The following is a 21,987-nucleotide window of genomic DNA, read 5'->3' on the forward strand; positions in this document are numbered from 1 at the left end:
TCGGTGAGGTGATCGGTCGGGCTCTGCGCGGCTGCTCGCCATAGGCGTGCGGCCCGGCGCCGTCACCGCAAGATCTGCCCGAGCGTGGCAGATGACGGCTTTGGGAGCCTTGTTTGGGAAATCTTAGCAACTGTCCCGCAGGTTTGCGGAGCGCCAGGAGCAAGAGGTATGCCATGATTCTCCGAACATTCGTCGCGACGCTGTTTTTGATTGCCAGCACGCTGGCTGCGGCGGCGCAGGACTGGACGCTTGAGCGGGCCGCGGGCGACGTGCGGATTTCGACCGATGGGCGGAGCTGGAGCCAGATCAGCACAGGTGCCGTCCTTGAGAACGGAAGCTGGATCAGGACCGGACCGCGAAGCCGGGTCATCCTCGCCCGCGGCGACGAGCGGATCGTCTACCGCGCCGATACATTGGCGGCGATTTCCACGTCGGAGCCGACCGGCCAAAGGACCCGTGTCACCCAGCAGCGGGGATCCATCTTCCTGTCGGTAGAGACGCGTCGGCGCAAGCACACGAGCGTCGTGACGCCCCATCTGGCTGCGGTGGTGAAAGGCACGGTCTTCGAGGTTTCGACCGACCGGGCCGCCTCGACAGTGCGTGTCGACAGAGGGCGGGTTGAGGTTCGCGATGAAAGCGGCCGGGCCGACGTTCCGGAAGGTCGTCAGGCCGTCTCGTCCGGCAGATCCCTGACCGTCTCTGACGCCCGGGTCACCAGCCAGATCCCTGGCAATCCGAATGCCTTTGGCCTCGACACTCGTCCCATCGAGGCCGGTAGGCAGGGACCCTCGAACCGGTCCGCTGATGCCTCTGGACAGGGGCAGTCCAACGGGACCGGTGGCGGTAATGGGAACGATCGTGCCGGCGGGAGCGGCAACGGCAGCGGGACTGGCGGTGGGAACGGCGGCGGCGGTGATAGCCGGAATGACGGCGGCAGCAGTAACGGCGGCAGCAGTAACGGTGGCGGCGGGAACGATGGCGGCAGCGGGACTGGCGGTGGGAACGGCGGCGGCAAAGGAAACTGAGGTCGACAATGTCTGCCCTGCGACGCGTCCTGACCGCGATCGTGATCGTGGCGGCGACGTTTGCGGCAGAGCGCTCCGGTCTTCTGTCCGGCTTGAACGCAGGTTTCGAAGACCTGCGTTCGGCCCATGCGGGGCGCGATGCAAGCGGCCAGTTCGTCTTCGTCGCGATCGATGCGAAGAGCCTTCAGAGCGTCGGGGAATGGCCCTGGTCGCGGCAGGTGCACGCAGACATCCTTGATGCGCTGGTGCAAGCCGGGGCCGCCGACGTCTTCTTCGACATCGATTTCGCCTTCCCGTCGGACGCGTCCGGAGATCGCGCCTTTGCCGCGGCCTTGGACCGCGCGGGCAACGCCTATCTTGCCGTGTTCCAGCAGGCCGAGAGCGCGGCCGGGACAGTACTGCAGACCAACACCCCGCTGGAGCTGTTTGCCGGGAAAAGCTGGCCGGCATTGGCCAACGTCTTCAGCGACCGGCGGGGCGTCGTGCGCTTTTATCCTTACGGGAAGCTGATCGACGGGCAGGTCCTGCCCTCTGCGGCTGCCCTGCTGTCCGGCGCGTTCGCCCGGACCACCGAGAGCTTTCGCATCAGCTTTTCGATCCGTCCCGGCACCGTGCCGACCTATTCGGCGGGCGATGTGGCCGCTGGACGGGTTCCGGCACAGGCTTTCGACGGGCGCTCTGTCATCGTGGGTGCCTCGGCGATCGAGCTGGGCGATCTCTTTGCCGTTCCGGTCCACGGTATCCTTCCCGGTGCGCTTGTCCATGTCTTGGCCGCCGAAACGATCTCAACCGGGATCGTGCCGGTCGAAATTCGCCAAACGTGGATCCTCGCGGCGCTTTTCGCCGTGCTGCTCGCGCTTCAGACACGCGCGCTGCAACGGCCATGGCGGACGATCGGCGGGGCCGGCGCCATTTTGATCACAAGCGAGGCTGGCGCGTTTGCAGCGTTCCTGCACGGATCGATCATCGTTCCGACCGCCGTTCTCTATCCCGGGCTTGCCGCCTATTGCGGCGGATACTTCATTCGGCAACTGACGCTCGACCACTGGATCATCAGGCGCCAGCGGACCGAGGTCGAGAACACGACGAAGCTGCTACGGCAGGTCTTCGAGGACAGCTCTGACGCGATCGTCGTCCTGGAGGCGTCTGGCGCGACGCGGATGTGCAGCCGGTCCGCCGCATCCCTTTTCGGTCTTGGCCCCGATGGCACGATAGACCTTCCCGGCAGGTTGCGCCGCGACGCCCGCGCCGCCATCGATGGCCAGCTGGAACGGTCAGTGCGGTCTTGCGACGCGACCTGCGCCGGCACCCGGCGGCATCTGGAATATACCGTCACGCCGTCGCAGGCGTTCGAGCTTGACGGAGGGCACGATCGCACGACGCGGATTGCCACGCTGTCTGTGCGCGACGTGACGACGCTGAAAGAGCAGGAGCGGCGGATCGCCTATCTGTCGAGTTTCGACGACCTGACCGGCGCCCTGACGAGGAACAGCTTTCTGACATCGGTCGAACGGCGCATGCAGGCCGGGAAGCCGTTCGCGATCTTTGTCTTTGACCTCATCCGGTTCAAAACCATCAACGTGGTGCTCGGGCGCGATGTCGGCGACGATGTTCTGCGCCATGTCGTGAAACGGATCACCCGGGCGGATCTTGGCGCCGCTGCGATCGCCCGTCTCGGCGGTGACACGTTCGCCTGCTGTTCGGCCGCGCCGGTGGGGGATGACGGGGCCGCGGGGCTGGCCCGCCGGTTGGCCGAGACGGTTTCCGCGACCTATGACCTCAAGGATGCGAGTGCCCAGGTCGGCGTACAGATCGGATTTGCGATCGCCGTACCGGAGACAGGAGTGACAGCCGCCGAAGCCCTGTCGCAGGCGGAAGAGGCGCTTGACGCGGCACATAGCGCGGGCAGCACTGCGCCTCAGCCCTACGATCCGGTGCTTTCCAAGCAACAGTTCCGCTCCCGCGAGATCGAGCGTGCGCTGGGCCGCGCCCTGGATCGGGGCGAGTTCCAGATCTGGTACCAGCCCCAGCACCGGGTCGCCGACGGCAAGCTCATCGGATCGGAAGCGCTGGTCCGCTGGAGCAACGCCTCGCTTGGCCGGGTCGCCCCGAACGAGTTCATCGCGATCGCGGAATCGACGGGTTTCATCCTGGAACTGGGCCGCTTCGTCCTCGAGCAATCGGTGGAGGATGCGTTGGCCATGCCGCCGGATCTTGGCATCGCCGTGAACGTCTCGGGCGTGCAATTGATCGCCGGAGACGTGCTTGGGGATGTGAAGCGGGTTCTCGAGACCACGGGGCTGCCGGCCTCCCGGCTGTGCCTTGAACTGACGGAGTCCGTGCTGCTCGACGGGTCCGGCGGCCTCATTGAAACGATGCAGGATGTTCAGTTCCTGGGGGTGAGCTGGGCGCTTGACGATTTCGGGACCGGTTATTCGTCGATGGGCTATCTCTCGCAACTGCCGCTTGAGAAGATAAAGCTCGACAAGGCCTTCACGATGTCCCTGGGCGTGGACCGGGCCTCTCTCCCCATTCTTTCGGCGATGAGCGATCTGTGCAGAGGTCTGGGCATCAAGCTGCTGTGCGAAGGCGTGGAAACCGAGGACCATCTTGCCCATCTGCAGGCCCATGGCTGCGACGAGGCGCAGGGATACCTCTTCGGACGACCGATGTGCCTGACGGATTTCTTGAGCTACGCCTCGTCGCAGATCCAAGAGAGCGCCATTGCCAGGGCGGACTTGCGGTAATTGAGAAGAGCCAGTTCCATGAGGTCTCCGGCTTGTCGTCGTGATGCGGTCGCGCGGCCTGCCAGGGGGCGGTGACTGTCGGCGCCCGCCTGCGGAACGACAGCGCACAGGTGCGCTGGTTCCCGCGGCCGATCTGCAAACCGCGCCACCTAGCGCGCCCTGCGCTGCTCACGATCCTGGATCGGATTGGGGATTGGCGGAGCGCGCCCGCAGGTCGGCTGCAAGCTTGACGGTCGCGGCGAGGACGAGGGCGCAGAGGGCGGCTTTGGAGACGGTCTCCATCGTGCCTTCGATCAGCATCGCGTGGACCACGCTTCCGGTGACCGTCACGATGGCGAGGGTCATGTGAGCGCGGCGCCACGATCGGGGACGCAGGCGCAGGCGCTTGCGGAAGGCCGCGAGGAGCGCGGCGGCAAAGATCGCCCACATTGCGACAACGCCCCAGACGGAGAACGGGGTGGGTGACCGGAAGAGCAGGACGTCGACCACGTCGGGCGGGCTGGTGATCCAGAGCGCGCCGACATGGATCACCACCGCGAGGACCAGAAGGATGCCGATGGCGCGGTGAACGCGCCGGGCGCGAAGGGCGGAAAGGCCGGGCAGGTAGCGGCCCGCCAGCAGGGGCTGGAGGAGCAGAAGCGGCATCGCCACGACGCCGGCGAAGCCGGCCGCGATGTAGATGGGTTCGCGCCAGGCGAGCAGCGGGCTTGCCACCGCGGCGGCGACCGGGATGGCGATTGCGGCGGCGAGAAGCGTCCAGATCAGAACTGATCCGGGTCGGGGCATTCTGGTCAAGCCGGTCCGGTCAGGCGGGCTGCAGGACGAAATGGGCGCTGAGGCTGGTATCGCTCGCGCTGGGCATGATGGGGCGGAGGAAGACCGTTTCGAACTCAGGATCGTCATAGGCGAGGTGGCCGTGTGGCTGGCCGAAGGCGGGGACGATTTGCGGCATTTCGAGCCGGAACTCGCCGTTCGCGTCGGTGAGGGTGGCGCCGTGGCTTTGGGGGTCACGCTCGTGGCCCTCGGTCGTGTGCGCCCAGATCTGGATGCGCTGGCCCTCGAGCGGCGCGCCGTCGCCGGCGCGGCGGACGGTGCCGGTCATCCAGAAACCGCCGCCACCGATGCGGTCGACGATGGGCGCTCCGGGGCGGTAGTTGTTGGCGCCGCCGCGCATCGTGGAGGTCGGGGCGAGGCCCTGCGCGCGGGCGGGGACGAGCAGACCGGAGCCTACGGTGGTTAGGGCAGCGCCGGTGGTGGCGATAAGGCTTCGGCGAGTGAGCTTTGCGGATGTCATGAGACCATCTCCTATCGGGCCGGGGGTTGCTCGATCAGTTCAGTGGGACCGAATTCGCTTGCTTGTGCCAACATAACGCTTCGCCGGGCGATTTGGAGGCGGGGACCGCCGATCGGGCCATAAATCCCCCTCAACCGTTCGTGAGGTGGTGGTGCGTTTGCGTGATTGAGCAAGATCGGCGCCACGCCTACCCTGCGGTCCATTGGGAAATGTCTTTGCCTGTGTGGAGCGATGGGTGACGATCTTCGGCGAGAGTGGGATTGTCCTTTATACCCGACTGGGCGGAGCGGTCTTCTGCCGCGAATTGGGGCGGGGTCGGGCGCTGGTCGCGCTTTTCTGCGTGGGGGCGCTGGCGGGGTGTTTTGAAGAGGACGTGCGCCTTGTCGAGGAGATCGCTGTGGAGGCGGCGGGCTATTCGGTGCCGCGTCCGGACGGGTTCGAGGCGGTTGTGGTCGGCGACGAATTGCAACTGACAGAGGCGGGCGATCTGCGGGCGCCGCGTGGTATTCGGGTGCGGCCGGTTGAGGCGGGGGCTGTATTGACAGGCGATGTCGAGAGGCGGGGTGATGTGGTTTATCAGGTGGTTGATACGGGGTCGGGCTCGGGCGGGGTGGTCTGGGATCTGACTGCGGTGAAGCCGCTGGAAGCGATGTCGGTTGAGATCGTTGCGAGCCTTCAGACAGAGGAGAGACGGCCGAAGTTTGGTTGGGCCTGGCCGGTGATCGAGGGGATTGAAGTGGTGGAGTGAGGGTGGTTGGCGGCCCAGGCTCCCTTTCACCAAACGCGCCACGCCGACCGGACCAAGCGGCACCGCGACTGCCCAAGCGAGCGCCCGACCGGCCCGGCGGTCTGGCGCTGGTCTGGCTCTGTCGGTGTGAGTAGCGTCAAGAAAGGGTTCTGATTGTCCGGCAAAAAAATCCCCGTCGCCTCACGAGGAGGACGACGGGGTCAGGTAGTGCGGCCGTTCGGACGGTCGACCGCACTGGCGGTAACTCAGTGGGCGCTCATCTCGGCCCGGATCTGTTGGCGCAGAAGGTCTATCGGCACCATCTTCCCGTCCCGCTTGAACGCCCAATAGGTCCATCCATTGCAGGACGGCGCCCCCTCGAGGGCGGCGCCGACCTGATGGATGGAGCCCCGCACGTCGTCACCCACCAGCGTTCCATCGGCCCGAACCTTCGCCTTGTGGCGGCCGTTCAGGCTCCAAAGTTCTTCTCCCGGGCGCAGCATCCCGCGTTCGATCAGCTGGCCGAAGGGCACCCGCGGTTCGGCGCGCTTGGACGCGCTGACCTCGAGCGCCTGGCGGTCGAACTTGCGCACCTTCGCGAGCCGCGCCTCGGCCACGTCGCGATAGGCGGCTTCGCGTTCGATGCCGATCCAGTCGCGCCCCAGCATCTTGGCCACGGCGCCGGTCGTGCCCGTCCCGAAAAACGGGTCTAGCACCACATCCCCCACCGACGTCGTGGCCAAGATCACGCGATGCAACAAAGCTTCGGGCTTTTGGGTCGGATGCGCCTTGTCGCCGTTTCCGTCCTTCAGCCGTTCATGCCCGGTGCAGATCGGAAGAACCCAGTCGGAGCGCATCTGGATGCCTTCGTTCAGCGCCTTCAGCGCCTCGTAATTGAAGGTGTATTTCGCCTCTTCCGAGCGGGAGGCCCAGATCAGCGTTTCATGCGCGTTGGTGAAGCGCTTGCCGCGGAAGTTGGGCATCGGGTTCGACTTGCGCCAGACCACGTCGTTGAGGATCCAGAAGCCGAGATCCTGCAGCGCGGCGCCCAGGCGGAAGACGTTGTGGTAGGAGCCGATGACCCAGAGTGCGCCGTCGGGCTTGAGGATGCGGCGCGCCTCGGTCAGCCAGAGGCGGGTGAAGCGGTCGTAGGCCTCGAAGCTGGCAAACTGGTCCCAGGCATCGTCGACGGCATCGACGCGGGAATTGTCGGGGCGGTGCAGTTCGCCCTTGAGTTGCAGGTTATAGGGCGGATCGGCAAAGATCAGATCGACCGACGCGTCAGGCAGCTTTGCCATCTCGGCAATGCAATCACCGGGCAAAATCGTGTTGATGGGAAGGGCCCCTGCCTTCCCGGAACAGGTCTTGATCATCGTCTGCCTCGCAATCGGCGGGTTGTCCCGCTCGTTGACCAGACCATGAGTCAGAGGCGATTCGCTGTCAAAAACTTTATTGAATCAATGCGTTACGAAATATTCTTGTCACAACATGTTGCGGACGGGTGCGAAGGATCGTCTATGGAATGGGGTGATCCCGAGATTTTGAATCGCGTCCCTGTGTTCTTTCGACCCGTATCCGGCATTCCGCTCCCAGCCGTATCCGGGGCACTGTTGCGCGAGGTCCACCATGAGGCGATCGCGCCACACCTTCGCGACGATGGAGGCGGCGGCGATCGAAAGTGAGCGGGCATCGCCTTTGACGATGGTCTCGGCGGCACAGGGCAGATCGGCGGGCAGGCGGTTGCCGTCGATCAGTAGGTGGTCGGGCGCGCTGGGCAAGGCGGCGATGGCCCGGACCATGGCGAGGTGGGAGGCCTGGAGGATGTTGAGCGCGTCGATCTCCTCCACGCTCGCCTGTCCGATGCCGACGGCATGGGCGGCCTGGACCGCGTCGCAGAGCGCCTCGCGCCGGCGGGCGGTCAGCGCCTTGCTGTCGTTCAGGCCCTCGGGGATGCAGGTGGGGTCGAGCACGACGGCTGCCGCGACCACCGGCCCGGCGAGCGGGCCGCGCCCGACTTCGTCGACGCCTGCGATGCACTGCGCGCCGCCAGCGGCGGCGCGTGTTTCGAAACTGTGATCCGGGCCATCCATGGCGCGCATGTGGCGCCAAGGACGGCCCGGATGCAATGGCCTCTAGCGGAAGGCGCCGCGATAGCCCGCCTCGCGCAGGCAGCGGCCGCGATAGGCACGGCGTTCGCCCCGGTGGGTGCGCACGTCGACCCGGCAGCGGCGCGGGAAACGGTCGAGGTCGTAGCCGTTCCGCCGCAGGCAGCCCGCCATGTAGACGTAGCGATAGTTGCGGTTGTCGAAGACCCGAAGGCATTCCGACGGCAGCACGCGGCCCGGCCGGAGGTGGTAGTTACGACCTGGCCGCGGACGGTACGTATAGTGGCGATCACCTGCATAGGGGTCGGCGTAGCGCCCGCGGGGCCTGCGATCGTCATCATCATCATCGTCGTCATCATCCCGCGCGTTGGCGAGCAGCGTGCCGAGCAGCAGGAGCGATACGATCCCTTCGGCCAGCGGGTCGTCGCCCGTCTGGTTGCGCGGGTCGCGATAGATCTGCGCGTTCGCTGGCAGGCTGGTCAGCGCCAGTGCAGCGCAGAGAAAGATGGATAAAACTCGTGTCATCGTCCGAACCTCCGTCACCATTGTTCGCGGCGTCCCGGGGCGCGGGTGTGCCGCAGAACAAAGGCTGGGACGGGCCGGACCTGACAGGCAATATCATCACAGACGGACGGGATTGTCCTGCAATAACGCCAGCGGTTATTGAATATCCTGATCGAACGCCCCCTTAGTCAGGTCCATGAAAACGCTGATCCTTTCCCTGGCCTTGCTGTTGCCCGCCGCGGCACAGGCGGCCTGTTATGCCGATTACAAGGCAAAGCGGGACGATCCGCTGCGGCTGCATTACGGTGTGGCGCAGATCAACGAACCCTGCGACAGGGGCAGCGCCGAACGGCAGTTGCGCGGCCGTCTTGACGCCGCGGGCTGGCAGTTGCTCAATGTGGTGTCGGTGTTCGACGATGGTGGCTTGGGGGAGAGACGGGACAGTGCGGGCGACTTCTTCCTCCGCTTCTGAGGCGCGGGCGACAGGAACGCGGATCATCGCGCTTGGGATGGCCGGGATCGTGGCGACGCTGCTGATCACGGCGGTGCTGCTGTTTCTGAACCTGCCGGATGCGAATGCGTTCAATGCGCGGGTCGAGCGGCTGTTCGTCGAGAACGACGACCTGACCTCGAGCGCCGAGATCAAGCTGTTGGAGATCCTGGCCCAGTCGGGCACGTCGTTTTCGGACATCCTGACGAGTTACCGGCAGATCATCTTCGTGCTGCTCGTCTTTGCGACGGCGCTTCTGATCGCGGCGCTGGTGTTTTTGGTGATGCTGATCGCGCTGAACCGCCGGATGGCGCAGATCGAACGGACGGGGATCCAGGTAAACTCGCTGCTGATCAGCCGGGATCAGAAGGCGGTCTATCTGAACAATTTCGAGTTCAAGCTGACCGAGGCGGCGATCGAGACGCTGTCGGTGCTGGCCGAGGCGCGGATGGATGACGAGGTCCTCTCGGGGGCCGAGATCGAAGGGATGATCTCGGGCAAGCCCGCCGCCGATTGCGAAGAGGCCGCGGGGGCGACGCGGATCAAGCGGCTGCGCGATACGCTCGGGAACCAGATGGTGTCGGAGCTGCTGGTGCGGAACATCGCGCGGAAGGGATATATGCTGGCGATCGACAAGGACGTGATCCGAATGGTGTGAGCGAGCTTCCCGGAAACCGTCCAGTGGACGGTTTCGCTCGCGAACGGTCAGAGACCCGCCATCCTACAGCGGACGGGGACGGCGCTCCCGCTGGCGCGGATCGCCCCGCCCACCGTCCCGCTAGAGCCGCTCGTAGTGCCGCATCTCGAGGATGTCGCCCACATACGGCTTCACATGGGCAAAGAACGCCCGAAACTCGGCGCTGCCGCGGAAGCGCTGCAGGTGGTCCTCGGCCGAGGTCCATTCGATCCGCAGAATGAACTGCGACGGATCCTCGACGCAGCGGGCCATGTCGAAGGCGGTCGCGTAGGGCGACGCCAGAAGCGGCTCGGTGGCTGCCTTGTAGGCCGCGATAAAGGCGTCTTGCCGGGCGGCATCGATCCGGTAGCGGAGGTATTCAACGATCATCGCCTGCCTCCTGGTAGGGTCCGCCGGTCTCGCCCCAGCCCCAATGGGGCATCGGCGCGGTCTCGTCGACGACGGCCCCGGGTTGCGAATTCATCACCGCCAGACGGGAGCCCCATTCGAGATAGGCGACGAGCGCGGAGGAGAACTCGGGGTCGTGCGGCGCCTCCATCTCCTCATAGGTGTCAAGCAGCAGGGCGATCCAGCGCCGCCGCTGCGCCTCGGTCAGGTGTTTGCCGAGATGGTGCCGGATCATCTCGGGATGCCCGCCGTGCTGGTCGGAATAGACGGGCGGGCCGCCGAGGACCTCGCCCAGGAAGGCCGCGACATGGGCCGGGTGATCGGGCCCCATCTTTGCGAAGACCGGCCCGATCAGGGCGTCGGCCCGGACCCGGTCGTAGAACCGCTCGGTCAGGGTGTTCAGTGTGGAAGCGCCGCCGATCCAGTCGTAGAGTGTTGGAACCATGTCCTGTCTCCTCTTCGGGCAGGATCTTGGTCTGACGGATCGAACCCGCAAGAGGTTACCGCATGGTAACGGCCCCGACAGACAAGCTCGTCGATTGCCCCGCCCTTGCGGCGCTGTCGGTCATCTCGGGCAAATGGACGACGCGGATCCTGTGGGTCCTGCGCGAGGGGTCCTGCGATTTCGGTGCCCTCCGCCGGGCGCTTGGCGGCGTCTCCGCCAAGGTGCTGACCGATCACCTGAAGGCGTTGGAAGCCGAAGGCGTCATCCTGCGCCGCGAGCGCAGCGAGGCGGGTGTGGTCCATGTGAGCTACGCCTATTCCGACTACGGGCGCACCCTGATCCCGGCGCTCGATGCGCTGGGGCAATGGGGGTTGACCCATGCCGCGCGAGACCGGGGCTAAAGCGGCCGGGGACGGTGGGCGGGGCGATCCGCGCCAGCGGGAGCGCCGTCTCCGTCCCTACTTCGAGAACAGGACGGGTAGTTCCGCTTTTTCCAGCAGATGGCTCGTCACGGCCCCAAGGACAAAATCGTAGGCGCGGGAATGGCCGAAGGCGCCAGTGACGATCAGGTCCGCGCCCGATTCGAATGCTTCGCGCATAAGCACATCGCCGATCGCATCGCTGCCCGGGGCCCTGTTGACCACTGTCGTCTTCGCCCCGTGGCGGTCGAACATCACGGCCATGTCGTTCGACGCGAATTCCTGCTCGCCGCTGGGCGTGTCGCCCACCTTCACGACGCGCACCTCTGCCTCCTCCTCGAGCAGAGGTAGCGCGTCGTGGGCGGCCCGGGCGGCTTCGCGCGTCGCGCTCCACCCGACCAGAACGTTGCGGCCCAGCGCCTCGACCGTGCCGTCGCGCGGGATCACCAGGCAAGGGCGGCCGCTTTCCCGTATCAGGGCCGCGTTGAAGCGGGTGTCGTCGGCGGGGCCTTGGGGCAGGATGATCAGATCGGCGCTGCGGGCGTGCTGCACGGCCACGTCGGAGGCCGCCGCGGCCTGGCATTCCACCCGCCGCCATTCGCTTGCGAAATCCTCCATCCGGCAGGTTTCGCGGAACACGCTCTCGACCTTTTCGGCCTGTTCGGTCTGCTGGGTGCTGAACCGGGTCAGCACGTCGCCGGGCAGGTAGATGTCGGTGGTCATGTGGACCATGATCGCTTCGAGCACGTGCAGCCCGATCACGTGGGCCCCGGTGCGCCGGGCCAGAAGGGCCGCTGCGGCGATGGTCTGCGGCGCGTCATCGGCGCGGGGCAGATAGACGAGTATGGTCTTCAAGCTCATGGCGACCTCCCTGGCCCATATCCGCTTGAAGCTTAACGATATAAGTGGGGCCCGCCTTGACGGGGATCAAATCCGGCGCGGGTGGCTCAGCTGCCCGGCGTCCAGAGGGGTACGGTCGAAATGGCCATCTTCGCCGACCCTTCGGTCAGCTCGCGGGCATGGACGAGGTAGATCAGCGTCTGGTTGCCCTCGTCGTAGATCCGCTTGATGCGGAGCGATTTGAGGATGATCGACCGGCGCTCGCGGAAGACCTCTTCCCCGCTGTCGCGGTGGCTGATCTCTTCCAGATCAGCCATGTCGATGGGTCCGGTCTGACGGCAGGCGATCGAGGCGTTGGAGGGATCCTCGAACCAGTTGCCCTGGCTCAGCCTGTCGATCACGCTGCGGTCGAAATAGGCGATGTGGCAGGTGACGCCGGGCACGTCAGGATCCTGGATCGCCTCGATGATGATATCGTTGCCGACCCAGTCGACGCCGACCTCGCCGACCTGTTCGGCGGTTGCGGGCAGGGCGAAAAGGCTGAGGGCAAAGGCGAGACGTTTCATGAGGCAAGAACGCGGTCCTTGCGGGTTCGGTTCCGGGGAGCTTTTACGGGGCGGCGCCCTAGATAGCGGGGGCGGCTTGGGCATAAGGGGTATCGGATGCTGTTGGACGTCAGGAACGTCACCAAGACTTATCCCGGGGCGGACGGCCCCATCGACGTTCTGGCCGGTGTCTCTTTCACGCTGGGTGCGGGCGAGACTTTGGCGCTGACCGGTGAATCGGGCAGCGGCAAGTCGACGCTCTTGCACCTCGTAGGCGGGCTGGACCAGCCTGATGGCGGGGAGATCCTGATCGACGGGCGGGACATCACCGGATTCGACGATGGGGCGCGGGCGGCGCTCAGGCGGGATGTCGTCGGCGTGGTGTTCCAGCAGTTCAACCTGATCCCGAGCCTGAATGTGGGCGACAACATCGCGTTTCAGGCGCGGCTGGGCGGGCGGCCGGACGATGGCTGGAACCGGGAACTGGCCGCGAAGCTGGGGCTGGAGGCGCAGCTGGGCAAGTATCCCGAACAGCTGTCGGGCGGGCAGCAGCAGCGGGTCGCTATCGCCCGAACGCTCGCCGCGCGGCCGCAGATCGTGCTGGCCGACGAGCCGACCGGGAACCTGGATGAGGATACGGCCGAGGCGGTGCTGGACGCGATGCTGCGGCTGGTGGACGAGGCCGGGGCGGCGCTGCTCATGGTCACCCATTCCCAGCATCTGGCGGCGCGGATGGGCGCGCGGCTGCATCTGAGCCATGGGCGGATCGCCGCATGATGGGGGCAGGCCTGCAGGCGCTTCTGTCCTATTGGCGGCGCAACCCGCTGCAGGCGCTGACGCTGTTCGCCGGGTTGGCGCTAGCGACGGCGCTCTGGTCGGGCGTGCAGGCGATCAATGCCGAGGCGCGGGCGAGCTATGACGCCGCTGCACGGACGCTGGGCGAAGGCAGCTATGGCCAGATCGCGCGGCGCGATGGTGAGGCGATCCCGCTGGAGGCATATGTGGCGCTTAGGCGGGCCGGATGGCTCGTCAGCCCGGTGATCGACGGCAGGGTATTTGTCGAGGACAGACCGCTCAGGATCGTTGGGATCGATCCGCTGACGGCGCCGCCCGGCATCGGCCCGGTCGGGTTGCAGGAGGGGGATCTGGCGCCCTTCGTCACCGGGGAGGGGCAGGTTTTTGCGACGCCCGAGACGATCGAGAGTTTCGGCGAAGCCTTCGATATCGACTTCGTGCCCGCACCGGATATCGCACCCGATACCGCAGTCACGGATATCTCGGTCGCCGGGCGGCTGCTGGAGGCGGGCGACACCGTCACCCGCCTGATCGTCCTGCCGGAGCAGCCGCTGGGCCGGGCGGAGCTATCTGAGATCGCGCCGGATCTTGTGCTGAGCCAACCGGGAGAGACGGCGGATGTGGCGCAGCTGACGGACAGCTTTCACCTGAACCTGACGGCCTTTGGCCTTTTGTCCTTCGCCGTCGGGATCTTTATCGTGAATGGCGCCATCGGGCTGGCGTTCGAGCAGCGGCGGCAGGTCTTTCGCACCTTGCGCGCGGTCGGCATGCCGCTCAGGCGGCTGATGGTGCTGCTGGGGGTGGAGCTGTTTCTGTTTGCCACGGTCGCGGGCCTGACCGGCGTCGCGCTGGGCTATCTGATCGCCGCTGCCTTGTTGCCCGACGTCGCCGCAACTCTGCGCGGGCTTTACGGGGCCGAGGTCGCCGGGACGCTGACCTTGCGGCCGGTCTGGATGCTGTCGGGGCTCGCCATCGCCTTCATCGGCACGGGGATGGCGGCGGCGGGCGCGCTCTACAAGCTGTGGCGGCTGCCGATCCTGGCCGCGGGGCAGCGGCGGGCCTGGGCACTGGCCTCTGTCAGCACGGCGCGGTTGCAGGCAGTGGGCGCGGTGGTGCTGCTGGGCGCTGCGGTGGCGTTCGGGCTTTATGGCGAGGGGCTGGTCGGCGGATTCTCCCTGCTCGGCACGCTTCTGGTGGGCGCCGCTTTGGGGCTGCCGGTGGTGCTATCGGTGATCCTCGCCATCGGCGCGCGCCTGGCGCGGTCAGCGATCGGGGAATGGTTCTGGGCCGATACGCGCCAGCAGCTTCCCGGCCTGTCGCTGGCGCTGATGGCGCTGCTTCTGGCGATGGCCGCGAATATCGGCGTGTCGACGATGGTGTCGAGCTTCAGGCTAACCTTTATCGGGTTCATCGACCAACGCCTCGCCTCTGAGGTTTACGTGACCGTCGACAACGCGGCGGAGGGCGACCGGCTGGAAGCGTTCGGGGCGGAGCGCGCCGACGCGGTACTGCCGCTGCTGGTGGCCGACGCGCAGCTGGCGGGCCTGCCTGGGCAGGTGCTGGGCGCGCGGGATCACGGGACCTATCGCGACAACTGGACTTTCCTCGGTGCGACGGACGCGCCGTGGGATCAGATCGCGGCCGGCGAAGGGGCGCTGCTGAACGAGCAGACCGCCCGGCGGCAGGAGGTTGCGGTGGGCGATCCGCTGACCATCGCGGGGGAGGTCTTTCCCGTCGTCGGCATCTACAGCGATTACGGCAACCCCGTCGCCCAGGCGATCATCGGGGAGGACGTCTTTCGCACGCTTTACCCCCAGATCGCGCCGACGCGCTTCGGGTTGCGGACCGAGGATCCGGACGCGCTGATCGCCGCCTTGACCGACGAGTTCGGCCTGCCCCCCGCCAACATCATCGACCAGGCGGGGATCAAGCAGATCTCGCTGGACGTGTTCGAGCGGACGTTCACGGTAACGACCGCGCTGAACATCCTGACCCTGATCGTCGCCGCCTTCGCCATCCTGATGAGCCTTCTGACGCTGGCCGGGATGCGCCTGCCGCAGCTGGCGCCGGTCTGGGCACTGGGGCTGACGCGGGCGCGGCTGGGGTGGTTCGAGCTGGTGCGGGCGCTGCTTCTGGCGGCGTTGACCGCCATTGTCGCACTGCCGCTGGGGCTGGCGCTCGCCTGGGCACTGCTGGCGGTCGTGAATGTCGAGGCGTTCGGATGGAAGCTGCCGATGTACCTTTTCCCGCTGGATTACCTGCGCTTGACCCTGCTTGCCTGTCTCGCCGCCGCGCTCGCCGCGCTTTGGCCCGCGCGCAAGCTGGCGCGGACACCGGCGAGCCATCTGCTGAAGGTGTTTTCCAATGAACGCTAAGTATGCCGCCCTTCTGGTGATCTGGCCCCTTCCCGCGCTGGCGCAGGGCTTTGCCGGGATGGGAACCGGGGCGGAGGGGTTCGCGATGCCTGCCCCCGATCCGGTCTTCGACTTTCCCGCCGATCACGGGGCGCATCCGGACTACCGGATCGAGTGGTGGTATCTGACGGCCAATCTCGACGGGGCGGACGGGCAGGAATACGGGCTGCAATGGACGTTGTTCCGCTTCGCTCTGGCGCCGGAAACCGGGGAGGGCTGGAGCGTGCCGCAGGTCTGGATGGGCCATGCGGCGGTGACGACGCCAACCGATCACTACGTGGCCGAGCGGTTCGGGCGCGGTGGGATCGGGCAGGCGGGCGTGGCCGCCGACCCGTTCGAGGCGTGGATCGACGATTGGCGCCTCTGGGGGCCGGATTTCGGCGATCTGCAGATGCGGGCGACGGGGGCCGAGTTCGCCTATGAGATGCAGCTCGACGCCCAGGGGCCGCTGGTCTTTCACGGGGCAGACGGGTTTTCGGTCAAGTCGGCCTCGGGGCAGGCGAGCTACTACTATTCACAGCCGTTCTACGCGGTCGAGGGCGTGCTGACCCTGCCGGAGGGTGAGGTCGCGGTGACCGGGTCGGCCTGGCTCGACCGGGAATGGTCGTCGCAGCCGTTGAGCGAGGATCAGACGGGGTGGGACTGGTTCTCGCTGTCCTTCGATAGTGGCGACAAGCTGATGGGGTTTCAGTTGCGCCAGACCGATGGGACGGAGTTCACGGCGGCCACCTGGATCGGCCCAGATGGCACGACGGAGGCCTATCCCGACGGCGCCTTCGATGCGGAGCCATTGGGCCTAACCGAGGTCGCGGGGCGCGAGGTGCCGACGCGCTGGCAGGTGACGCTGCCGGATCGCGGCGTCGATGTGACCGTGGAGGCGATGAATGGGGCGGCCTGGATGGGGGTCAGCGTTCCCTATTGGGAGGGGCCGGTGCGGATCAGCGGCAGCCATGGGGGCCGCGGGTATCTGGAGATGACCGGGTATGAGTGAGTGGTTCGAAACACTCGACGGCGTGCTGGATCAGGTCTGGTCGCGCCTGTCGCGCGGGGTGGCCGACCGGCGGGCGCCCGCCCGGCAGCCGACCTTTGCGACGATCTCTCCCCACGGTTGGCCCGAGGCGCGGACGGTTGTCTTGCGGCGGGCGGAGCGGGCGGAAGCAGTGCTGAAGGTGTTCACCGATCTGGGGTCGGGGAAGATCGCGAGCCTCAGGGCGGCGCCCTTGGCCGCGCTGCATGTGTGGGAGCCGTCGCCTCGGTTGCAGATCCGCGTGCAGGCCGAGGTCGAGATCCTGTCAGGCGATGCGGTGGCCGAGCGGTGGGATCACCTGACGCCCGAGGGGCGGACGAGCTATGGCTGCGTGCCACCCACGGGGACGCCGATCGGAGAGGCTTTGGCTTACGAGAAGACCTCGGACCAAGCGGCCTTCGCCGTTCTGCAGTGCCGGGCGGTGTCGATCGACGCGGTGCATCTGGGAGAGGTGCATCGGCGGGCGCTCTACCGGCGAGAGGACGGGTGGGCTGGCGAATGGCTCGCGCCCTGACCGCTTCGTGATTTTCCCTGCGCCGCCTGCGCGGTAGAAGGTGGCGATGCAGACGATCCCCCTGACCCGCGAGCTTGTCCTGATCGGTGGCGGCCATGCCCATGCGCTGGTCCTGCGATCCTGGGGGATGAGGCCGCTGCCCGGCGCGCGGGTGACAGTGATCAACCCCGGGCCGACGGCGCCTTATACGGGGATGCTGCCGGGGTTCGTGGCCGGGCATTACGGGCGCGATGATCTGGATATCGATCTGGTGCGTCTCGCGCGATTCGCCGGGGCGCGGCTGATCCTGGGTGCGGCGAGTGTGATCGACCCCGAGGCGCGGACGGTGACGGTGGGCGAAAGGGTGCTTCCGTTCGATGTGGCGTCCGTCGATATCGGCATCACATCGGAGATGCCCGAGATCCCCGGGTTCGCGGATCACGCCATCCCGGCCAAGCCGCTGGGGCGACTGGCGGGGGCCTGGGCGCGGTTCCTTGCCAGCGACGGGCCGGCGGATATCGCGGTGATCGGCGGTGGTGTCGCCGGGGTCGAGCTGGCGATGGCCATGGTCCACGCGGCGCGGGCGGCAGGCCGGGCGCCGACGTGCCACGTGATCGAGGCTGAGCGGGCGTTGAACGGCCTCGGCGTTCCGGCGCGGGATCGGTTGCTGACGGCGCTGAAGGGACACGGGATCACCCTGATCGAAGGGGCCGAGGTCGCGCAGATCACGCCGAAAGCGGTCGAGCTTGCGGACGGGCGGGAGATCCCCAGCACCTTCACGACCGGCGCGGCGGGGGCCCGGCCCTATCCCTGGCTGGCGCAGACCGGGCTGGAACATGAGGGCGGATTTCTGTCCGTCGGGCCAACGCTCGAGACCAGCGCGCGGGGGATCTTTGCGGCAGGCGATTGCGCCCATCTGCGTCATGCGCCGCGACCCAAGGCGGGGGTCTTTGCGGTGCGCGAGGCGCCGATCCTCTTCCATAACCTCAAGGCGCGGCTGTCGGGCGGCGCGTTGCGCCAGTACCGGCCGCAGAAGAGCTACCTCAAGCTGATCTCGCTGGGCGGGAAGGCGGCCTTGGCTGAGAAGGCCGGGTTTGCCGTTCAGGGAGAGGCGCTGTGGCGCTGGAAGGACCAGATCGACCGCGCCTTCATGCGGAAGTTTCAGGATCTGGAGCCGATGACGGTCGCGGTGCCACGGCGGGCGGCGATGGGTGCCGCGAAGGCGGATCCGCTCTGCGGTGGGTGCGGCGCGAAGGTGGGCAAGGGGGCGCTCGACGTCGTTTTGGCCGGTCTGCCCGCGATCGGGCGGGCGGATATCGAGCGCTTGCCGGGTGATGATGCGGCCGTTCTGCGGATGGGAAAAGCCCGGCAGGTCGTGACGACGGATCACCTGCGGGCGGTCACGGACGACCCCTACACGATGGCGCGGATCGCGGCGGTTCACGCGCTGGGGGACGTCTGGGCCATGGGGGCGGCGCCGCAGGCGGCCTTGGCGACGGTGATCCTGCCCCGGATGGCGGAGCCCATGCAGCGCGTGACGCTCGCGGAGGTGATGGCCGCGGCGCAGGAGGTGTTCTCCGCCGAGGGGGCGGAGATCGCGGGCGGCCATAGCTCGATGGGGTCCGAACTGACGATCGGCTTCACCGTGACCGGCCTGCTGGAGCGGGAGGCGATCACGCTCGCCGGTGCCAAGCCAGGGGACGCGATCGTGCTGACCAAGGCCATCGGGACCGGCACGGTGCTGGCCGCCGAGATGCGGTTGCGGGCGCGCGGGGCCGATGTGGTGGCGGCGCTGGACCATATGATGCAGTCGCAAGGACCAGCCGCGCGGCTCTTGTCAGCGGCACATGCGATGACCGACGTGACCGGGTTCGGGCTGGCCGGGCATCTGTGGGGAATTTGCCAGGCGTCGGGCGTGTCGGCCGAGATTACGATAGACGATGTGCCGTTGCTGTCGGGGGCCGAGGCGTTGGCGGCCGAAGGGATCGCGTCGACGCTCGCGCCTGCGAACCGAGTGGTGGCTAAGAACATAACATTCGATGAGTCAGCGAAGACGGCGCTCCTCTTCGATCCGCAGACGGCGGGGGGGCTTTTGGCTGCAGTCTCACCGGACGCGGCGGAGGGGATCGTCGCCCAGCTGCGGGAGGCGGGATACGATGCGGCGGTGATCGGGCGGTTCGGCGAAGGTCCGCCTCACATCACCGTCGTCTGAGACAGGATCGCTGCGATCTGATCCGCGGCGGTGTCGCGCCCGGCGGCGTCAAGCGTTTCCGCCGTGACCGTCGCCAGAACGTCCCCCTCCGCCCGGCGGCGGGATTTGCGGTAGGCGGGGTCGTAGTGCTGCTCCATCAGCTCGCTGGCGAGGCGTCGGAAATCGCCCGCCTCGGCGAGTTCCGACCAATGGGCGACAGCCTCGGCCCCCCGGAACGGCTTCAGCGCCGCCAGGCGGGCTTTCAGCCGGTCAGGATCGGCCATCATGTCGGCATAGGCCTCGGTCAGGTAAGCAGCCCGCGCCTCTAGCGGGGCGTCGATCACGATGCGCGGGGCGTCCTTCATCGCGGACCAGAGGGCCGGGGGGAGCGTGAGCTTGCCGATCTTGCTCGATTCCGCCTCGAGGATAAGGGGCGCGTCTGGGGTCGTTGCGGCGAGGGCCTTTGCCAGCGCACTCTCGAACGCCTTCTGCGCGGGCTGCCCACCCGGAAGGCTGCCCAGGACCGAGCCGCGGTGCCGCGCCATCCCTTCGAGGTCGAGGACCTGAATGCCCCGGCTGCGCATGCGGTGGAGGATGTCGGTCTTCGCCGTCCCTGTATTGCCGTCGATCAGGATCACTTGCCGGCCCAGCGGGTGGTCGTAAAGCGCGGCACTGACAAGGCGACGGTAGCTCTGATATCCGCCCTCGACCGTTTCGACCCGCCAGCCGATCTGGGCGAGGATCGACGCGAACGATCCCGACCGTTGCCCGCCGCGCCAGCAATAGACAAGCGGGCGCCAGCCGCCGTCATGGTTCATTAGGTGCTCTTCGATATGTCGGGCGGCGTTGCGGGCGACGAGCGCCGCGCCGATCTTGCGGGCAAGGAAGGCGCTTTGCTGGACGTAGATCGTGCCGACCTTTGCCCGCTCGTCGTCGTCCAGCGCGGGCAGGTTGATCGCGCCGGGGATGTGATCCTCGGCAAACTCGGACGGCGAACGCACGTCGATCACCGCGTCGAAGCCGTGATCGTAGAGTTGGGAGAGGGTCGCGAAGCGCTGCGGCATCCTTCCCTCTAACCCGTTCCATTCTCAGGCGAAACGCCTAGTGGCGCTTGCCCGGCGGGCGATGCCCATGCCACCGTCCGCCCCATGATGACGCTTGACGAGTTCGCGCCGCTCAGCCTGGCCGAGGAAAAGGTTCTGTCCGATTGCGCCCTGCCCGCCCGGACGGTGCTGGGCGATGGCGAGCCGCCGGCGAAAGCGACGCCCGAGACCACCGTGCGGGCGGAGTTCCTGCGGTTCATCCTGCTGGGCGGGGCCAACCTGCACGACAAGGGGCTGCGGCTGCGCGGTGGCTGGATCCAGGGGATGCTGGACCTGCAGGGCTGCGATATCCGCCGCGATGTGACGCTGACCTGCTGCCACTTGACCGAGGGCGTGACGCTGATCAACGCGGATCTGCGGGGGTTTCACCTCTCGGGCTCGTCGCTGGGCGGGCTGACGGCGGACAACGCGACGTTCAGCGGGTCGCTCTACCTGCGGTCGGGGACCGAGATCGGCGGCGAGGTGAGCCTGGCCGGGGCGCGGATCGCTGGGGATCTGCAGATCTGCGACGCGGTGCTGAGGCCGGGCGGGCAGGATGCCGTCTTTGCCCCGTCGCTGAAGGTCGAGGGGTCGGTTTACCTTGGTAATTATCCCTATTCCGAGGGCCTTTCGACGTTGGTCGCCGAGGGGACGCTGTTCTTTTCCTCGGCGCGGATCGCGCATGATTGCTTCGTGTCGAATACGTCGATCTCGCTGCAATCGGACGTGATGGACACGGGCGTCTTTGCGCCGACGGAGGAGCATGGGAGCAACATCGCCCTCAGCCTCGCGCGGGCGCAGATCGGCGGGATCCTGTTCTTTCAGGACAATCAGATCGGATCCGGCGGGGTGGTGAACCTGGCCGGTGCCGAGGTCGCCCGGCTGAAGGACGAACCGGCGGGCCCGGGGGCGAACTATCCGATCCGGCTGGACGGGTTCCGGTACAAGGATTTCTCGCGCCGTGCGGATGTCTCGCTGAAGGCGCGTCTGGACTGGCTTGAACGCCGGCCGGACGATCTGCCCTTCGTGGCCCAGCCCTACGAACAATTGGCCGAAGTGCTGACCCGGCTCGGCCACCGGGACGATGCGCGTACGGTGCTGTTGCGGAAGGAGCGGCTCTTGCGCGCCGAGGACCGCGAGCAGTTGCGCGAAGAGCAGGGGGTGAGCCCGCGGTACATGGCGGCGGCTGTGTCGGATGCTGTGCTCTACTGGACGGTCGCCTATGGCTACCGGCCGGGGCGGTCGATCCTGTTTGCGGTTCTGCTGATCCTCGGACTGGGCCTGTTCTTCCGGGCCACCTGGTATGCGGGGGACATGACGCCGAATGCGGCGCCGATCCTGACCTCGTCGGCGTGGATCGCGGCGACGGAACTGCATCCGGAGGGGCCGGCCCTGGTCTGGTCCCGGCCGGGGGAGGCCGGGCAGGATTACGAGAGCTTCAGCCCCTTCGCCTATGCCGCCGATCTTGTAATCCCGCTGGTCGCGTTTGGGCAGGAAGATGCCTGGGCGCCCTCGACCTCCCGCTCGCCTCTGGGGCGGATCGGCTGGTGGCTCAGGTGGTTCGCAAAGGGGGCTGGGTGGATCCTGACGGCGCTGGCCGCGGCGGCGGTGACGGGGGTGATCCGGCGGGAGTAGGAGCGGAGGCTTGTGCTAGGCGCTGCCCGGCGTGAACGCCGGGCCGTCGGTTTGGGCGGTGTGTCGCGAGAGGGTCAAAAAACGTCATCCCGTTGAAACCGGGGATCTCTTTAATCGGTGGATCT

Annotated in this window: 22 protein-coding genes; 12 read left to right on the plus strand and 10 right to left on the minus strand. The window is 67.1% G+C overall.

Translation table 11 applies throughout. The annotated features are described in order from the left end of the window. Window positions 1–173 precede the first annotated feature (173 nt). Both AADZ90_RS03555 and AADZ90_RS03560 read left to right on the plus strand, forming a co-directional pair. Window positions 174–1,025 carry a FecR domain-containing protein gene (locus AADZ90_RS03555; RefSeq protein ID WP_367309136.1) on the plus strand — a complete coding sequence of 284 codons (852 nt, stop codon included), beginning with the start codon at window positions 174–176 and terminating at the stop codon, window positions 1,023–1,025. A gap of 8 nt (window positions 1,026–1,033) precedes the next feature. Continuing rightward, window positions 1,034–3,772, plus strand: coding sequence for an EAL domain-containing protein (locus tag AADZ90_RS03560; RefSeq protein WP_367309135.1), 2,739 nt, complete (start codon window positions 1,034–1,036; stop codon window positions 3,770–3,772). A 168-nt stretch (window positions 3,773–3,940) separates the two neighbouring features. On the opposite strand, the gene AADZ90_RS03565 is transcribed toward AADZ90_RS03560, so the two are convergent. Both AADZ90_RS03565 and AADZ90_RS03570 read right to left on the minus strand, forming a co-directional pair. Then, window positions 3,941–4,558, minus strand: coding sequence for a ferric reductase-like transmembrane domain-containing protein (locus tag AADZ90_RS03565; RefSeq protein ID WP_367309134.1), 618 nt, complete (start codon window positions 4,556–4,558; stop codon window positions 3,941–3,943). A 19-nt stretch (window positions 4,559–4,577) separates the two neighbouring features. Then, a complete protein-coding gene (locus AADZ90_RS03570; protein WP_367309133.1) occupies window positions 4,578–5,066 on the minus strand; it encodes a peptidase associated/transthyretin-like domain-containing protein in 489 nt (162 codons plus the stop codon). A gap of 235 nt (window positions 5,067–5,301) precedes the next feature. Between AADZ90_RS03570 and AADZ90_RS03575 the strand changes: the two genes are divergently transcribed. Then, window positions 5,302–5,814: a Tsi3 family protein gene (locus AADZ90_RS03575; RefSeq protein ID WP_367309132.1), complete on the plus strand. Its 513-nt coding sequence runs from the start codon at window positions 5,302–5,304 to the stop codon at window positions 5,812–5,814. A gap of 245 nt (window positions 5,815–6,059) precedes the next feature. On the opposite strand, the gene AADZ90_RS03580 is transcribed toward AADZ90_RS03575, so the two are convergent. From AADZ90_RS03580 to AADZ90_RS03590, 3 genes are all read right to left on the minus strand, one after another. After that, on the minus strand, window positions 6,060–7,166 hold the full coding sequence (locus AADZ90_RS03580; protein ID WP_367309131.1) for a site-specific DNA-methyltransferase: 1,107 nt from the start codon (window positions 7,164–7,166) through the stop codon (window positions 6,060–6,062). Between the two features lie 108 nt (window positions 7,167–7,274). Further along, window positions 7,275–7,883 (minus strand): ribonuclease HII, encoded by a 609-nt coding sequence (gene rnhB / locus AADZ90_RS03585; protein ID WP_367309563.1) that lies wholly within the window; start codon window positions 7,881–7,883, stop codon window positions 7,275–7,277. Window positions 7,884–7,925: 42 nt separating this feature from the next. Beyond that, window positions 7,926–8,423, minus strand: coding sequence for a hypothetical protein (locus AADZ90_RS03590; protein WP_367309130.1), 498 nt, complete (start codon window positions 8,421–8,423; stop codon window positions 7,926–7,928). Window positions 8,424–8,598: 175 nt separating this feature from the next. Here AADZ90_RS03590 and AADZ90_RS03595 point away from each other — a divergent pair, with 175 nt between their 5' ends. Further along, entirely contained in the window at window positions 8,599–8,874 is a 276-nt protein-coding gene (locus AADZ90_RS03595) for a hypothetical protein (protein WP_367309129.1), read from the plus strand. Between the two features lie 37 nt (window positions 8,875–8,911). Then, window positions 8,912–9,550 carry a winged helix-turn-helix domain-containing protein gene (locus AADZ90_RS03600; protein ID WP_411996965.1) on the plus strand — a complete coding sequence of 213 codons (639 nt, stop codon included), beginning with the start codon at window positions 8,912–8,914 and terminating at the stop codon, window positions 9,548–9,550. 120 nt (window positions 9,551–9,670) lie between these two features. Here the strand turns inward: AADZ90_RS03600 and AADZ90_RS03605 are convergent, their stop codons facing one another. Both AADZ90_RS03605 and AADZ90_RS03610 read right to left on the minus strand, forming a co-directional pair. After that, entirely contained in the window at window positions 9,671–9,958 is a 288-nt protein-coding gene (locus AADZ90_RS03605; RefSeq protein ID WP_367309127.1) for a putative quinol monooxygenase, read from the minus strand. Next, a complete protein-coding gene (locus AADZ90_RS03610) occupies window positions 9,948–10,421 on the minus strand; it encodes a group II truncated hemoglobin (protein ID WP_367309126.1) in 474 nt (157 codons plus the stop codon). Before AADZ90_RS03610 ends, AADZ90_RS03605 begins: the two co-directional genes overlap by 11 nt. A gap of 62 nt (window positions 10,422–10,483) precedes the next feature. On the opposite strand from AADZ90_RS03610, the gene AADZ90_RS03615 reads away from it, so the two are divergent. Further along, the gene (locus AADZ90_RS03615) at window positions 10,484–10,822 is read left to right on the plus strand and encodes a winged helix-turn-helix transcriptional regulator (RefSeq protein WP_367309125.1); all 339 of its coding nucleotides are present in this window, start codon (window positions 10,484–10,486) and stop codon (window positions 10,820–10,822) included. Between the two features lie 57 nt (window positions 10,823–10,879). Here the strand turns inward: AADZ90_RS03615 and AADZ90_RS03620 are convergent, their stop codons facing one another. Next, window positions 10,880–11,701 (minus strand): universal stress protein, encoded by an 822-nt coding sequence (locus AADZ90_RS03620; RefSeq protein ID WP_367309124.1) that lies wholly within the window; start codon window positions 11,699–11,701, stop codon window positions 10,880–10,882. A gap of 86 nt (window positions 11,702–11,787) precedes the next feature. After that, window positions 11,788–12,246 (minus strand): CreA family protein, encoded by a 459-nt coding sequence (locus AADZ90_RS03625; protein ID WP_367309123.1) that lies wholly within the window; start codon window positions 12,244–12,246, stop codon window positions 11,788–11,790. Between the two features lie 96 nt (window positions 12,247–12,342). Here AADZ90_RS03625 and AADZ90_RS03630 point away from each other — a divergent pair, with 96 nt between their 5' ends. From AADZ90_RS03630 to selD, 5 genes are read left to right on the plus strand one after another with little or no spacing between them, the layout of a single operon-like run. Further along, window positions 12,343–13,002, plus strand: coding sequence for an ABC transporter ATP-binding protein (locus AADZ90_RS03630; RefSeq protein ID WP_367309122.1), 660 nt, complete (start codon window positions 12,343–12,345; stop codon window positions 13,000–13,002). After that, the gene (locus tag AADZ90_RS03635) at window positions 12,999–15,395 is read left to right on the plus strand and encodes an FtsX-like permease family protein (protein WP_367309121.1); all 2,397 of its coding nucleotides are present in this window, start codon (window positions 12,999–13,001) and stop codon (window positions 15,393–15,395) included. The genes AADZ90_RS03630 and AADZ90_RS03635 overlap by 4 nt, the downstream gene beginning before the upstream one ends. Then, complete coding sequence (locus AADZ90_RS03640) at window positions 15,385–16,425, plus strand: lipocalin-like domain-containing protein (protein WP_367309120.1); 1,041 nt, start codon at window positions 15,385–15,387, stop codon at window positions 16,423–16,425. Before AADZ90_RS03635 ends, AADZ90_RS03640 begins: the two co-directional genes overlap by 11 nt. Then, a complete protein-coding gene (locus AADZ90_RS03645; RefSeq protein WP_367309119.1) occupies window positions 16,418–16,975 on the plus strand; it encodes a pyridoxamine 5'-phosphate oxidase family protein in 558 nt (185 codons plus the stop codon). Before AADZ90_RS03640 ends, AADZ90_RS03645 begins: the two co-directional genes overlap by 8 nt. Window positions 16,976–17,021: 46 nt before the next feature. Continuing rightward, window positions 17,022–19,166: a selenide, water dikinase SelD gene (gene selD, locus AADZ90_RS03650; protein ID WP_367309118.1), complete on the plus strand. Its 2,145-nt coding sequence runs from the start codon at window positions 17,022–17,024 to the stop codon at window positions 19,164–19,166. Here the strand turns inward: selD and mnmH are convergent. Beyond that, window positions 19,148–20,209 (minus strand): tRNA 2-selenouridine(34) synthase MnmH, encoded by a 1,062-nt coding sequence (gene mnmH, locus AADZ90_RS03655; protein ID WP_367309117.1) that lies wholly within the window; start codon window positions 20,207–20,209, stop codon window positions 19,148–19,150. The two genes, selD and mnmH, sit on opposite strands and share 19 nt — an antisense overlap. An 84-nt stretch (window positions 20,210–20,293) precedes the next feature. Here mnmH and AADZ90_RS03660 point away from each other — a divergent pair, with 84 nt between their 5' ends. Then, a complete protein-coding gene (locus AADZ90_RS03660; RefSeq protein ID WP_367309116.1) occupies window positions 20,294–21,862 on the plus strand; it encodes a pentapeptide repeat-containing protein in 1,569 nt (522 codons plus the stop codon). Window positions 21,863–21,987 lie beyond the last annotated feature (125 nt).

This window comes from Aestuariibius violaceus (genome assembly GCF_040779325.2).
GTDB classification, from domain to species: domain Bacteria; phylum Pseudomonadota; class Alphaproteobacteria; order Rhodobacterales; family Rhodobacteraceae; genus Aestuariibius; species Aestuariibius violaceus.